This window comes from Streptomyces sp. NPDC033966 (genome assembly GCF_055575955.1).
The window spans coordinates 843,781-858,348 of record NZ_JBVIRQ010000001.1 but is presented as its reverse complement, the minus strand read 5'-3'; the positions used below and the strand labels follow the sequence as shown (position 1 = coordinate 858,348).

Here is a 14,568-nt window from a genome sequence, read left to right as displayed (position 1 = left end):
GTCTTGACCGAGCAGCTTCGACTGATGGCCGTTCACGCCCACCCCGACGACGAGTCGAGCAAGGGCGCGGCCACGATGGCCAAGTACGTGTCCGAGGGGGTGCCGGTGCTCGTGGTCACCTGCACCGGCGGCGAGCGCGGCTCCGTGCTGAACCCCAAGCTCCAGGGCGACAAGTACATCGAGGAGAACATCCACGAGGTGCGCGCCAAGGAGATGGACGAGGCCCGCGAGATCCTCGGCATCGACCAGGAATGGCTCGGTTACGTCGACTCCGGCCTGCCCGAGGGCGACCCGCTGCCCCCGCTCCCCGAGGGCTGCTTCGCCCTCGCGGACGTCGAGGAGGCCGCCGGCGAGCTGGTGAAGAAGATCCGCGCCTTCAAGCCGCAGGTCATCACCACCTACGACGAGAACGGCGGCTACCCGCACCCCGACCACATCATGACCCACAAGATCACGATGGTGGCCTTCGACGGCGCGGCCGACACCGACAAGTTCCCCGAGGCCGAGTACGGCGCCCCGTACCAGCCGCAGAAGCTCTACTACAACCAGGGCTTCAACAAGCCGCGCACCGTCGCCCTCCACGAGGCCCTCCTCGCCCGCGGACTGGAATCCCCCTACGGCGAGTGGCTGGAGCGCTGGAAGGAGTTCGAGCGCAAGGAGCGGACCCTGACCACCCACGTACCCTGCTCCGACTTCTTCGAGATCCGCGACAAGGCCCTCATCGCGCACGCCACGCAGATCGACCCGGACGGCGGCTGGTTCCGCGTCCCCATGGAGATCCAGAAGGAGGTCTGGCCCACCGAGGAGTACGAGCTCGCCAAGTCGTTCGTCGACACCTCCCTCCCCGAGTCCGACCTCTTCGCGGGCATCCGGGAGAATGCTTAGCCATGAGCGCTACGCAGGCAGCAGTCACCCAGCTCCTTCCGCTGGCCGCCGACACCTTCGACAAGAACAAGGTGACCCCGGGCCTCCTCGGGTTCGTCGTGTTCGCCGCCCTCGCCCTCGGCGTGTGGGGCCTGATGAAGTCGATGAGCAAGCACATGGGGCGCGTGAACTTCGAGGAAGCCCCCGAGCGGGGCGCCGCCGCCCCGGCCGCCGACACCCCCTAGGGACCGGACACGGCGCGGCCGCGCCGTCCCGCCCCGGCACGACCGGGCGGGGCGGTCCTCACGCGTACGCGCACTACGGCGCGTACGCGCGGCGCCGCACGCGCGGCGCCGCACGCTCACCGCCCCGGCAGCGGCACGCCCATGACCTCCCGCGCCCGCAGGTTCGGGACCAGGCCCAGCCGCCACGCCTGCCAGCCCTCCGCCGGATCGACCCCGCGCGCCAGCACCACCCCGTACGTCTCCAGGCAGTCCTCCAGCCGGCCGTCCCGCAGCGGATGCGGAGCCGCCGCCAGCCGGGCCAGCTCCGCCCGCGCCTCCTCCACAGCCGAATCGCCCGCGCCCGCGTACGGCAGCATCGTGCAGCGCAGGAACCGCGCCCAGTCCTCCCCGCGCCGGTCCCCGTACGACACGAACAGCCGCACCGCGTCCTCGCACAGCCCGACCGCCTGCGGCACCCGCCCGTTCCCCGCGTCGATCACCGCCAGCTCCACACAGGTCCACCCCTCCCCGTGCGCCAGCCCGATCCGCCGGAAGTCCGCCCGCGCGTCCACCAGCAGCTGCCGCGCGAAGCCGGAGTTGCGCAGGTTCCCCGTCTGCGCCGCCCGCTGGTCCCGCGTCACCCGCCCCGAGTGGTAGCGGGCGTGCGCCAGCCCGTACACGTCCCGCATCCGCGAGAACATCGTCCGGGCCCGCTCCAGCTCCCGCACCGCCCGGTCCCGCTCGCCGTCCTCCTCCAGCGCCTGCCCCAGGTAGTACAGCGTCCACGCCTCACCCCGCGCGTCCTCCGCCAGCCGGTGCCGCGCCAGCGCGTCCCGCAGCCGCTCCAGCGCCGCCTCCGGATCACCGTCCACCACCCGGGCCCGCCCCAGCTGCGTCAGCGCCCACGCCTCACCCCGGTCGTCCCGCGTCCGCCCGTACAGGCCCAGCGCCAGCCGCAGCTCCTCCTCCGCCCGCGCCACCTCACCCGTCCGCAGGTACACCTGCCCCAGCTGGAAGTGCGCCCACGCCTCCCCGTGCACGCTCTCGCTCTCCCGGTGCAGCTCCAACGACCGCTCCAGCAGCGCCAGCGCCTCCCCCAGCCGCGCCCGGTCCCGCTCCACCGCCCCCAGCGCGTGCAGCGCCCACGCCCGGTCGCCCGCCAGCTCCTCCGGCTCCTGCAGCACCAGCGCCTCCCGGATCCGCGCCGCCGCCTCCGGCAGATTGCCCTGGTGGTGCAGCGTGATCCCCAGCGACACCAGCGCCATCCCCGCGCCCGCCTCCTGCTGGGCCTCCCGGTACTGGTCCACCAGCGACGTCAGCGTCGTACGCGCCTTGTCCAGCTCGCCCAGCTGCCGCGCCGCGATACCCGTACGCCACTGCACCGAACGGTTCAGCCGCCCCTGGTCCACCGCCCGCGTCAGCTCGTTGATCTCACCCAGCCGGTACAGGTCCCCGCGCAGCAGACAGAAATCGCACAGCGCCCCCAGCAGGTCCAGCACCGCCTGCTGGTCCACCCCCTCCGAGTGCCGCAGCGCCGCCGTGATGAAGCTCGACTCCTCGTCCAGCCAGCGCAGCGCCGCGTCCAGCGACGCGAAACCGTGCCCGCCGAAGTGGTTCGCCCGCGTCGACATCTTCCCGTCGACCATCCGGATCACCGAGTCCGCCAGCTGCGCGTAGTCCCGGACCAGCCGCTCGTGCGCGGCCGCCGCCTCCGCCCGCTCCTCGTCCGCCGCCAGCCGCGCCGCCGCGTACGAGCGCACCGCGTCGTGCATCCGGTACCGCTCCCCGCGGACGAGGTCCAGCAGGCCCGACCGTGCCAGCTCGCCCAGCAGCCGCCCGGCCTCCACCCGGTCCGCGCCCGCCAGCGCCGCCGCCGCGGCCGCCCCCAGCGAGGCCCGCCCCGCCAGCGTCAGCCGCCGCAACAGCCGCCGGCGCTCCTCCGGCAGCCGTACGTAGGCCAGCCCCAGGGCGTGCTCCAGATCCCCGCCCCCGCCGCCGTCCGAGGCCCGCGCCGACCCCAGCGGAGCCAGCACCCGCAGCGCCAGCGGCAGCCCCGCCCCCAGCTCCAGCAGCCCCTCCAGCGCCGCCCCCTCCGGCGCCGCCTCACCCGCCGCCCGCGCCCCGGCGCGCAGCACCTCGGCCGCCTCCTCCTGCGCGAGGCGCACCACCGGCAGCTGGTACACCCACGCCCCGAGGTCCGCGGGCAGCTCCAGCGGCTCCCGCGCCGTGACCAGCACCAGGCTCTCCGACCGCTCCGGCACCAGCGCCCGCACCTGCCGCGCGTCCACCGTGTCGTCCAGCACCACCGTCACCGGGAACCCCTGGAGGTGCTGGTGGTACAGCTCGGTCAGCCGGCGCACCTGCGACTCGGCCGACGCCCCCTCCCGGAACAGCAGCTGCTCGCGCGGGGCCCCCAGCCGGTTCAGCAGGTGCAGCAGTGCCTCCCGCGTGGACAGCGGCGCCTCGCCCGCACCCGTGGCCCCGCCACGCAGGTCCACCACGCACGCCCCGCGGAACTGGTCCCGCAGCGCGTGCGCCGCCCGCAGCGCCAGCGCCGTACGCCCCACCCCCGGCTCGCCGTGCAGTACGACCACCACCGGCCGGGTCTCCGTACTGGCCCGCGCCGCCTGCACCCACTGCGCGATCCGGGTCAGCTCCGCGCGCCGGCCCGTGAACAGCGCGTCCGCGTCCGGGAGCTGCCCGAACGACTGCTCCAGCATGCTGCGCCGCCGCGCCTCCGCGCTGCGGTCGGCGCCGCGCACCTTCGGCACCACGCCGTTGCCGTTGCCGTTGACCGGCGCCCCGTTCGCGACGCGCCCGCGCACCGGCCCCCGTACCGAGGCCGCCGCCACCGCCCGCTCCTGCTCCAGGAACGGCCGGATCCCGCGCACCTCCAGCGCCGTCAGCCACTGCAGCCGCAGCTGTTCCGCCCCGCCCGGCCGGCCCGCCGCCCCGGCCCGCCGGTTCGCCGCGGGCAGGTGCAGGGCCGTCACCTTGGCCACCGTCGCCGCCGCCCCCGCGACGCCCACGACGATCCCCGCGCTGAACGCCGTCCCCGCGTCCACCCCGAAGGCCAGGTCCGCCCCGACGGCGGCGGCCGCGGCGACGCCCGTCACGAACAACGACGCCCCGGTGTTCCCCCGCCGGAAGGCCTCCCCGAGGGACTGCTCCCCGGCGGCCGCCTCGTCCAGCGCCGCCACGTACGCCGCGTACTCCTCGCCGGCCGCCGCCGCGATCCCGTCCAGCGCCTCCCGGCCGCGCGCGAGCAACGCCCCGGGATCCCCCGCGCCCGCCCGCCGGACCTCCTCCTCGACGGCCCGGGCCAGCACCCGTTCGGCCTCGACACGATGGCTGTCCCGCATCGGCATCCTCCTCGGAGAGCTCCGGAACGTGCGCCAAGTGTCCTGCGGGACAGTCCGGAGCGCGAGGAATCTGAGCTATTTCAGAGGGAGTTGGGGGCTGCACGGACATCCGCGTGCATATATGTAAGCCCCGGCACGGCCTAGGCTGGACCCATGACCCCACGGTGGACGGTCCCGGTCCTGTGCGCGGCCCTCCTCGCGGCCTCCGCCGCCTGCCAACAGCAGCCGCCGGCCCACGGGTTCACCCTCCGCTACGAGACCCCCGACCCCGCCGACGAGGACCGAGCCGCCCTGCTGCACGCCCACGAGCCCGCCGAACGCGCCGTCGCGGCACTCAACGCCTACCTCGACCTCCCGGCACCCGTCATCGTCCTCGCCCGCTCCTGCTCCGGCGAGGGCACCGGCTACGACCCGGCCACCCGCCGCATAGAACTCTGCTACGACGACCTCGCCGACGAACGGGACCTCCTCCACGACGACGAATCCGCCGCCGACGTCACCGCCGAAACCGTCTACCACGAAGCCGGCCACGCCCTCGTCGACACCCTCGGCCTGCCCGTCGCCTCCGACCGCGCCGAGGAGGACACCGCCGACGCCTTCGCCGCGTTCATGCTCATCCGCGAAGGCCCCCGGGGCGAACGCGCCCTCCTCACCGCCGCCGAGGCCTACCGCCTCGCGCCGCCGCCCGGACCCGGACCGGACGAGCACGCCCCGCCCGCCGAACGCGCCGCCGCCCACCTCTGCCTGCTGCACGGCGCCGCCCCCGAACGCCACCCCGACCTCGCCGCCCGCACCCAGGGCTGCACCCCCGCCTGGCCCACCGTCCGCGACACCTGGACCCGCGCCCTCGCACCCCTGCTCAGGACCCCGGAACCCGGCCCCGCCGGCGGATAGCCCGCCCCCCGCTCCACCTCGGTCTCCGGCCATTTCGCGATCGAGCCGGGAAGGAAGGGGGGCACCGGCTGGGAGCACTCCCGCGTGGTTCCGGTATGGAAGTGGGCTGATCGCATCAAGGCGGCCGAACCGGCGTCCTGATGGCCTCGCCGTGAGCCGTGTATCGGGTCGTGCGGCAGGATGGGAGCATGCCTAACCGCCTCGCGAACGAGACCTCGCCGTACCTGCTCCAGCACGCCGACAACCCCGTCGAGTGGTGGCCCTGGTCGCCCGAGGCGTTCGCGGAGGCGCGGGAGCGCGAGGTGCCGGTGCTGCTCAGCGTCGGCTATTCCAGCTGCCATTGGTGCCATGTCATGGCCCATGAATCGTTCGAGGACGAGCTGGCCGCGGCCTACATGAACGAACACTTCGTCAACATCAAGGTCGACCGCGAAGAGCGCCCCGACATCGACGCCGTCTACATGGAGGCCGTGCAGGCGGCGACCGGGCAGGGCGGGTGGCCCATGACCGTGTTCCTCACGCCCGAGGCCGAGCCCTTCTACTTCGGGACCTACTTCCCGCCCGAGCCCCGGCACGGCATGCCCTCCTTCATGCAGGTCCTCGAAGGCGTGCGGACCGCGTGGGCCGGGCGGCGGGAGGAGGTCGCCGAGGTCGCGCAGCGGATCGTGCGGGATCTGGCCGGGCGGCAGCTGGACTACGGGAAGGCCGGGCTGCCGGGGCCCGAGGAGCTGGGGCAGGCGCTGCTCGGGCTGACGCGGGAGTACGACTCCGTGCGGGGCGGGTTCGGCGGGGCGCCGAAGTTCCCGCCGTCCATGGTGCTGGAGTTCCTGCTGCGCCACCACGCCCGGACGGGGTCCGAGGGGGCCCTGCAGATGGCCGCCGACACCTGTGAGGCGATGGCCCGGGGCGGGATCTACGACCAGCTCGGCGGCGGGTTCGCGCGCTACTCCGTGGACCGGGAGTGGGTCGTGCCGCACTTCGAGAAGATGCTCTACGACAACGCGCTGCTCTGCCGTGTCTACGCGCACCTGTGGCGGGCCACCGGTTCGGACCTCGCGCGGCGCGTGGCGCTGGAGACCGCCGACTTCATGGTGCGGGAGCTGCGGACGGAGCAAGGGGGGTTCGCCTCCGCGCTCGACGCCGACAGTGAGGAGCCCCTGAGCGGCCGGCACGTCGAGGGGGCGTTCTACGCCTGGACGCCCGCGCAGTTGGCCGAGGTGCTGGGGGAGGAGGACGGGGCGCTCGCCGCCGCGTACTTCGGGGTCACCGAGGAGGGGACCTTCGAGCACGGCAAGTCGGTGCTGCAACTGCCGCAGGACGGGCCGGTGGTGGAGGGCGGGCGGATCGCCTCGATCAAGGAGCGGCTGCTCGAGGCGCGTGGCCGGCGGCCCGCGCCCGGGCGGGACGACAAGGTCGTCGCCGCCTGGAACGGCCTGGCCGTCGCGGCGCTCGCCGAGTGCGGGGCCTTCTTCGATCGGCCCGATCTGGTCGAGCGGGCCATCGAGGCCGCCGACCTGCTCGTACGGGTGCACATGGACGGCATGGCCCGGCTGGCGCGGACCAGCAAGGACGGGCGGGTCGGGGCCAACGCCGGGGTGCTGGAGGACTACGGCGACGTCGCCGAGGGGTTCCTGGCGCTGGCCTCCGTCACCGGGGAGGGGGTGTGGCTGGAATTCGCCGGGTTCCTCGTCGACCTGGTCATGGCCCGGTTCACCGCCGAGGACGGCTCGCTCTACGACACCGCGCACGACGCCGAGCAGCTGATCCGCCGGCCGCAGGACCCCACCGACACCGCCGCCCCCTCGGGCTGGACGGCGGCCGCCGGCGCGCTGCTCTCGTACGCCGCGCACACCGGTTCGGCGGCCCACCGGGAGGCGGCGGAGCGGGCGCTCGGGGTGGTGCACGCCCTCGGGCCGCGCGCTCCGCGCTTCATCGGGCACGGTCTGGCCGTCGCGGAGGCGCTGGTCGACGGGCCGCGGGAGGTGGCCGTGGTGGGCCATCCGGACGACCCGGCGACGGCCGCCATGCACCGGACGGCGTTGCTGGCGACGGCTCCCGGGGCGGTGGTGGCGGTCGGTCTGCCGCGCGAGAGCGACGGCAGCGGTGGGGAGTTCCCACTTCTGGCCGAGCGCACACTCGTGCGCGACCTTCCGACGGCGTATGTGTGCCGCCATTTCGTCTGCGCGCGCCCTACGACGGAACTCGTCTCACTGGCTGAGCAGTTGGGTGTGGTTCATCACTGATTGTGGCAGAGTGGCGTCAATTCCGGTTGCCCCAAAGCCACTTGGAAAAGTGGTTTTTACTCGAGTGGCGCCTGGGTTTCATTTTCACTGTCTAGTCTCGGGTCTTCGGGAGTAACGAGACGGCGCACTGGGGGGTGCGTGCGCGTGGGGGACGCGGGGGCGGCGGGCCGGGGGGCCGGGCCGTCTCCGGGGGGTTTTCGATCGCCGCCTGGGGTTGCGGCTCGGCTGTGGGGGACAGTTTGCTTACCTCTGTCTTTATTGCCGCCATTTCTCTGGCGCTCTTCTGGATGGCCGCGTTCACGCTGTGGTGGCAGATGCACGCCTGGCGGACGCCCGAGACGCTCGCCGCGACCCGTTTCGACAGTCCCGACGGCGGGGGACGGCTGGCCTTCTCGCTGCTGCTGCCCGCCCGCCACGAGCAGGCCGTGCTGGAGCACACCATCGAGCGGCTGCTCGAATCGAGCCACACCGACTACGAGATCATCGTCATCGTCGGCCACGACGACCCCGAGACGGCCGCCGTCGCCGAGCGGGCCGCCGCCCGCGCGCCCGAGCGCGTACGCGTCGTCGTCGACCACAACGAGACCAAGAACAAGCCGAAGGCCCTCAACACCGCCCTGCCGCACTGCCGGGGCGACATCGTCGGGGTCTTCGACGCCGAGGACCAGGTCCACCCGGAGCTCCTCACCCACGTCGACCACGCCTTCCGCTCCACCGGCGCGGACGTGGTCCAGGGCGGGGTGCAGCTGATCAACTTCCACTCCAGCTGGTACAGCCTGCGCAACTGCCTGGAGTACTTCTTCTGGTTCCGCTCCCGCCTCCACCTGCACGCCGAGAAGGGCTTCATCCCGCTGGGCGGCAACACCGTCTTCGTGCGCACCACGGTGCTGCGCGAGGCCGGCGGCTGGGACCAGGACTGCCTCGCCGAGGACTGCGACCTGGGCGTGCGGCTGTCGTCGGTGGGCAAGAAGGTGGTCGTCGCGTACGACTCCGACATGGTCACCCGTGAGGAGACCCCCGGCTCGCTGATGAGCCTGCTCAAGCAGCGCACCCGCTGGAACCAGGGCTTCCTGCAGGTCTACCGGAAGAAGGACTGGCAGCAGCTGCCCGGGCGGGGGCAGCGCTGGCTGGCCCGCTACACCCTCATGACCCCGTTCATGCAGGCGGCCACCGGGGTGATCATCCCGGTGAACTTCGCGGTGGCGGTCTTCCTCGACGTGCCCGTGGGCATCGCGATCACCACCTTCCTCCCCATGATCACGGCGATGGTGACGTTCGTCTTCGAGATCGTCGGCCTGCACGACTTCGGCCGCCAGTACGGTCTGCGCGTGCGGTTCACGCACTACCTCAAGCTCATCGTGGGCGGTCCCTTCTACCAGGTGCTGCTGGCGGGCGCCGCGATCCGCGCGGTCTGGCGCGAGCAGCGCGGCCGCAACGAGTGGGAGCTGACCAGCCACACCGGGGCACACCTGACCTCCGCCACCGCCGCCACGTCCAGCGCCTCCGCCGACGCCTCCGCCACTCCGATCCGAGAGGACAGCCTCCGGTGACCGCCACCCTGCCCACGGCCACTGATCCCCAGCCGGCTGACCCCGCCGCCGCCACCACCGCCCAGTTGCTGCCCGTACGCCGTCCGCCCGGCTCCGGCGGCGCCGGTTCCGCGGGCCCCGGGGGCCGGGGCGCGGGCTCCGGGGTGCGCCCGGCGGCGTTCGCGCGCCCGATGGTGCGCTTCCGCTCCTCCCGGCCGGACCTGCTGCTCTGCGGCGCGATCCTGCTGGCGATCGTCCTCGTACAGGGCTGGAACATCACCAACTTCCCGACCCTGAGCGACGACGAGGGCACGTACCTCGCCCAGGCGTGGGCCGTCCAGCAGGGCGACGGGCTGGCCCACTACACGTACTGGTACGACCATCCTCCGCTGGGCTGGATACAGGTCGCGGGCCTGACGTACCTGCCCGCCCTCTTCGTGCCCGACTGGATGACGGTCGCGCCGATGCGCTTCTCGATGCTGGCCGTCTCCGCCGCGAGTTCGGTGCTGATGTACGTGCTGGCGCGCCGACTGTGGCTGCCGCGCTGGGCGGCGGGGCTGGCGATGGGACTGTTCGGCCTGTCGCCGCTGTCGGTGGTCCTCCAGCGGGAGATCTTCCTCGACAACCTCGCCGTGATGTGGATGCTGCTGGCCTTCTGCCTGGCCGCGTCCCCCAGCCGCCACCTGTGGCACCACTTCGGTTCGGGCCTGGCGGCCGCCACCGCCGTCCTGACCAAGGAGACGATGCTGGTGGTGCTCCCGGCGCTGCTGGTGACGATGTGGCGCCACAGCCACCGCGACACCCGCAAGTTCGCCGTGACCGGGGCGATAACGGCCTGCGTGCTGATAGGGCTGTCGTACCCGTTGTACGCCCTGCTCAACGACGAGCTGCTGCCGGGCGCCGGACACGTCTCCCTGATCGACGGCATCACCTACCAGATGAGCCGTCCCGGCTCCGGCTTCATCCTCGACCCCGGCTCCGGCTCGAACGGGGTCTTCCGGTCGTGGCTGTACTACGACGCCGTCCTGCCGCTCGGCGGGCTGGCGGGCGCCGTGCTGCTGCTGGCCACCCACCGCTGGTCGGTGACCGCCCGCGCGCTCGCCGGGCCGGCCCTGGCCGTGGTGATCCTGGCCGTGGTCGCGATGCGGCCCTCCGGCTACCTCCCGGCGATGTACGTGATCCAGGCGCTGCCGTTCCTGGCCCTGGTCCTCGCCGGGGGCGCGGCCAGCGTCACGCACGCCGTGCTGCGCCGCCGCCGTGCGGCGGGGGAGCGCCGGGGCGTGGTGTACGCGCGCTGGGCGCTGGTCGGCGTACTCGCCGTGGCGGCCGCCGCGTTCGTGCTGCCGCGCTGGTACGAGGGCAACCGGACCGCCCTCACCGTCGACGCGAACGCCCCCTACCGGCAGGCGGCGGCCTGGCTCGGCCGTGAGGTGGCCGACCCGGCGAACACCCGCGTCCTCGTCGACGACGCGCTCTGGCTCGACGCCGTTCACCAGGGCTTCGCACCCGGGGACGGGGCGATCTGGTTCTACAAGGCGGACCTCGACCCGGCCGTCACCAAGACCCTGCCGCGGGGGTGGCGGGACATCGACTACGTGGTCTCCTCGCCCACCGTGCGTCGCGACGCGGCGGACCTGCCCAACGTGAAGGCTGCTCTGGAGCATTCGACCGCGGTCGCCGTCTTCGGTACGGGCGAGGACCGTATCGAGATCCGCCGGACCGACCGCGAGAGTGGGAGCTGAACCACGATGAGCGAGGACCCGGGGCCCCCGCATGCCCTGGATGATCCGGAAGTTGACGCTCCGCCGCCCCGTGGCCACGGTCACGGGGCCGGCGGCAGCGTCACCCTGATCGTCCCGACCTTCAACGAGTCCGCGAACGTGACGGAGCTGCTCGGCCGGCTCCGCGAGGCCGCTCCCGACCGGGGGCCCTTCGAGGTGCTGTTCGTGGACGACTCCACCGACGACACCCCCGCCGTGATCGAGAAGGCGGCCGCCGACTGCCCCTTCCCGGTCTCCGTACTGCACCGCGACAGCCCGGACGGGGGCCTCGGCGGGGCCGTCGCCGCCGGGGTCGAACGGGTCGGCTCCGACTGGATCGTCGTCATGGACGCCGACCTCCAGCACCCGCCCCACCTGGTCCCCGAGCTCGTGGGCGAGGGCGAGCGCACCGGGGCCGACCTCGTCGTGGCCTCCCGCTACCTGCCCGGCGGCAGCCGCGCGGGACTCGCCGGCGGCTACCGCGTCGCCGTCTCGCGCGGCGCGACCTGGCTGGCCAAGGGGCTCTTCCCGCGCGCCCTGCGCGGCATCAGCGACCCGATGAGCGGCTTCTTCGCGATCCGCCGCACGGCGGTGGCGGGTGCGGTGCTCCAGCCGCTCGGCTACAAGATCCTGCTGGAGCTCGCCGTCCGCTGCCGCCCCGAGCGGCGCGCCGAGGTCCCCTTCGTCTTCCAGGACCGCTTCGCCGGGGAGTCCAAGTCCAGCGCCCGGGAGGGGCTGCGTTTCCTGACGCACCTGGCGGCCCTGCGCTCGGCGAGTCCCCTCGCGCGGATGATCGGCTTCGGGCTGATCGGGCTCTCCGGCTTCGTGCCCAACCTGCTGGCGCTCTGGCTGCTGACCCACGCGGGGATGCAGTACCTCGCCGCCGGGGTGCTCGCCAACCAGGCCGGGGTGCTGTGGAACTTCCTCTTCATCGAGACCCTGCTCTTCCGCGACCGGCGCCGCCACCGGCACTGGGCGGACCGCCTCGGCCGCTTCGCCCTCCTCGCCAACGCCGACCTGCTGCTGCGCATCCCGGTCATCGCGCTGTTCGTGGGCCGCTTCGGCATGGGGGTGCTGCCCGCGACCGCGCTCGCGCTGGTCACCACTTTCGTCCTGCGCTTCGCCGCCACCGAAGCGCTCGTCTACCTGCCGCGCGGGCCACGTGCGGAGCGCACCACCAGGGGTTGAGCCGTACCGAAAGGACCCACGTATGCGTAGGAAGATCCGACGGGGGGCGGGGCGCCGGGCCGCTCTGGCCGCCGTCGGCGCGATGACCGCCTGCCTGCTCCTGACCGCACCCCAGCAGGCCACGGCCGGAGCGCCGAACCTGCTGACCAACCCCGGCTTCGAGACCGCCGGTCCGGCCGGCTCCGACATGCCCTCCTGCTGGTCGAAATCGGGCTGGGGCGACAACGACTTCACCTTCGCCGCCGTCGCCGACGCCCACAGCGGCACCAAGGCCATGAAGGTCTCGGTGACCCGCCGGGTCAGCGGCGACCGCAAGGCCCTGGTCACCGAGAACGCGGCCTGTGCCCCGACCGTGGTGCCGGGCAAGCAGTACGACCTGTCCGCCTGGTACAAGTCGGACACCCCCGACGTGTCGGTGACGGTGTTCCGCCACGACACGAGCGCGGGCTGGCAGTACTGGACCGACCTGCAGAACCCGCCGGTCAGCGCCGCGTGGGCGCGTACGGAGGTCCGTACGCCGGCGGTGCCGCCGAACACCGACAAGATCGCGTGGGGTCTGTCCGTCTACGGCGTGGGCACCCTCACCACCGACGACTACGCGTTGGAGGAGGTGGGCGCGGTTCCGCCGCAGCCCACCTGCACGGGCACGGCCGAGCAGTGCGCCAAGGGCAAGTGGGAGGTGATGGCGGCCCAGAACCCGGTGCGCTCGATGCACGCGGTGGTCCTCAAGAACGGCAAGGTGCTGCTGATTGCCGGTTCCGGCAACGACATCTCCCAGTTCAACGCGGGGACGTTCACCTCCGCCGTGTACGACCCGGTGGCGGGCAGCGTCAAGACGATCCCCACGCCGGTGGACATGTTCTGCTCGGGGCACGTGCAGCTGGCCGACGGCCGGGTGCTGGTGATGAGCGGCAACAAGGGCTATCCGTCCGCCGACGGAAAGATCGGCTACCAGGGTCTGAAGGACAGCTACGTCTTCGACCCGGCGACCGAGACGTACACGAGGACCAACGACATGAACGGCGGCCACTGGTACCCGTCGGCCACCATCCTCGGCAACGGTGACGTGATCTCCTTCGGCGGGCTGAAGGAGGACTCCACGGGCAACGTGACCGCGGAGAAGTTCTCGGCGGCGCAGAACAAGTGGCTGCCGATGAACGAGGTCAACCAGACCTGGTCGTACTGGGGCCTGTACCCGTCGATGATCCTCATGCAGGACGGCCGGCTCTTCTACTCCGGCAGCCACACCTTCGGCAACGGCACGCCCGGCTCGGGCGCCTCGGTCTACGACTACGACGCCAACACCATCACCGACGTGCCCGGACTGCGGAAGAAGGACGAGCGGGACGAGTCGGCGAGCGTGCTGCTGCCCCCGGCCCAGGACCAGCGGGTGCTGACCGTCGGCGGCGGCAACAACGAGAGCAACCCGGCGGCCAACCGGCTCACCGACATCATCGACCTGAAGCAGCCGAGCCCCGCCTACACGGCGGGCCCCGACCTCCCGCAGGGCCTCGTCGACACCGGCACGGGCAAGCGTCCGCAGGCCGGTGCCGAGGGCAAGATGTACGTCTCCGCGGTGCTGCTGCCCGACGGCAAGGTGCTGGAGACCGGCGGCGGCCTCCACGACCGCGCCGACCCGGTCTTCGAGGCCTCGTTCTTCGACCCGTCGAACAACACCTACCAGGCGGGCCTCGCCACCGACCCGATCCCGCGCACCTACCACTCGGGGGCGTTCCTGCTGCCCGACGGGCGGGTCATGTCGGTCGGCGACAACCCGGGCAACGGCACGTACAACCACGCGGTGTCCATCTACACCCCGCCCTACCTGTTCAAGGGCCCGCGCCCGAAGCTCACCTCGGTGATCGACACGGATTGGGTGTACGGGGACACGCAGCGGATCACGGTCGACCGGCCGATCGCCAAGGCGGAACTGATCCGTCCGGCGGCGGTCACCCACTCCTCGGACCCCAACCAGCGGTTCGTGGACCTGCCGATGACGGTGGTCGACGACAAGACCATCGACCTCAACGTCACGAGCAACCCCAACCTGGCGCCGCCCGGCTGGTACATGCTGTTCGGGGTCGACGCCAACGGCGTCCCGTCGGTCGCGACCTGGGTCCACCTGGGCGGGGCCCCCGCACTGGCGGCGGCGGCGAATACGGACGGGAAGCAGCTGCCCGCCCCGCACGAGCACTCCTTCGCCGACAAGCTCGCCGCGCCCAAGGGCAACCCCGCGCAGCGGGACGCGGCCCCGGTCGCGCCCACCGTGGCCGGCTGTGACCGGCACTACGGAACGGCGAGCGTCTGCGTACCGGGCACCTTCCCGGCGGAGGTGAAGAAGACGACCAAGGACCGCTGCGAGTGGCTGGCCACCCACCAGTTCCCGAAGCGGATGAAGGTCAACGGCAGCGACCCGCTGCGGCTGGACCCGGACGGGGACGGCTACACCTGCTGAAGGGCCCCAGCGCCCCAAGTGCACCCGTTTGACGGCCCGTCGCCCCCCG

Annotated in this window: 9 protein-coding genes; 8 read left to right on the top strand and 1 reads right to left on the bottom strand. The window is 72.8% G+C overall.

Going from position 1 to position 14,568, the window contains the following annotated elements; translation table 11 throughout:
* Positions 1 to 3: 3 nt before the first annotated feature.
* Both mca and ACZ518_RS03980 read left to right on the top strand, forming a co-directional pair.
* Positions 4 to 885 (top strand): mycothiol conjugate amidase Mca, encoded by an 882-nt coding sequence (gene mca, locus ACZ518_RS03985; RefSeq protein WP_469111438.1) that lies wholly within the window; start codon positions 4 to 6, stop codon positions 883 to 885.
* Between the two features lie 2 nt (positions 886 to 887).
* Positions 888 to 1,109, top strand: coding sequence for a hypothetical protein (locus ACZ518_RS03980; RefSeq protein ID WP_469111437.1), 222 nt, complete (start codon positions 888 to 890; stop codon positions 1,107 to 1,109).
* 116 nt (positions 1,110 to 1,225) lie between these two features.
* Here the strand turns inward: ACZ518_RS03980 and ACZ518_RS03975 are convergent, their stop codons facing one another.
* Complete coding sequence (locus ACZ518_RS03975) at positions 1,226 to 4,450, bottom strand: tetratricopeptide repeat protein (RefSeq protein ID WP_469111436.1); 3,225 nt, start codon at positions 4,448 to 4,450, stop codon at positions 1,226 to 1,228.
* A gap of 153 nt (positions 4,451 to 4,603) precedes the next feature.
* Here ACZ518_RS03975 and ACZ518_RS03970 point away from each other — a divergent pair, with 153 nt between their 5' ends.
* The 6 genes from ACZ518_RS03970 to ACZ518_RS03945 all read left to right on the top strand — a co-directional run bounded on the left by ACZ518_RS03970 (position 4,604) and on the right by ACZ518_RS03945 (position 14,519).
* Positions 4,604 to 5,344 (top strand): DUF4344 domain-containing metallopeptidase, encoded by a 741-nt coding sequence (locus tag ACZ518_RS03970; protein ID WP_469111435.1) that lies wholly within the window; start codon positions 4,604 to 4,606, stop codon positions 5,342 to 5,344.
* Between the two features lie 188 nt (positions 5,345 to 5,532).
* Complete coding sequence (locus tag ACZ518_RS03965; protein WP_469111434.1) at positions 5,533 to 7,587, top strand: thioredoxin domain-containing protein; 2,055 nt, start codon at positions 5,533 to 5,535, stop codon at positions 7,585 to 7,587.
* 239 nt (positions 7,588 to 7,826) lie between these two features.
* Positions 7,827 to 9,137: a glycosyltransferase gene (locus tag ACZ518_RS03960; RefSeq protein WP_469111433.1), complete on the top strand. Its 1,311-nt coding sequence runs from the start codon at positions 7,827 to 7,829 to the stop codon at positions 9,135 to 9,137.
* Entirely contained in the window at positions 9,134 to 10,858 is a 1,725-nt protein-coding gene (locus ACZ518_RS03955) for an ArnT family glycosyltransferase (protein WP_469111432.1), read from the top strand. The genes ACZ518_RS03960 and ACZ518_RS03955 overlap by 4 nt, the downstream gene beginning before the upstream one ends.
* A gap of 6 nt (positions 10,859 to 10,864) precedes the next feature.
* Positions 10,865 to 12,064, top strand: a complete 1,200-nt coding sequence (locus ACZ518_RS03950) for a glycosyltransferase (protein ID WP_469111431.1) — start codon at positions 10,865 to 10,867, stop codon at positions 12,062 to 12,064.
* Between the two features lie 22 nt (positions 12,065 to 12,086).
* Entirely contained in the window at positions 12,087 to 14,519 is a 2,433-nt protein-coding gene (locus tag ACZ518_RS03945; protein ID WP_469111430.1) for a galactose oxidase-like domain-containing protein, read from the top strand.
* Positions 14,520 to 14,568: the final 49 nt, after the last annotated feature.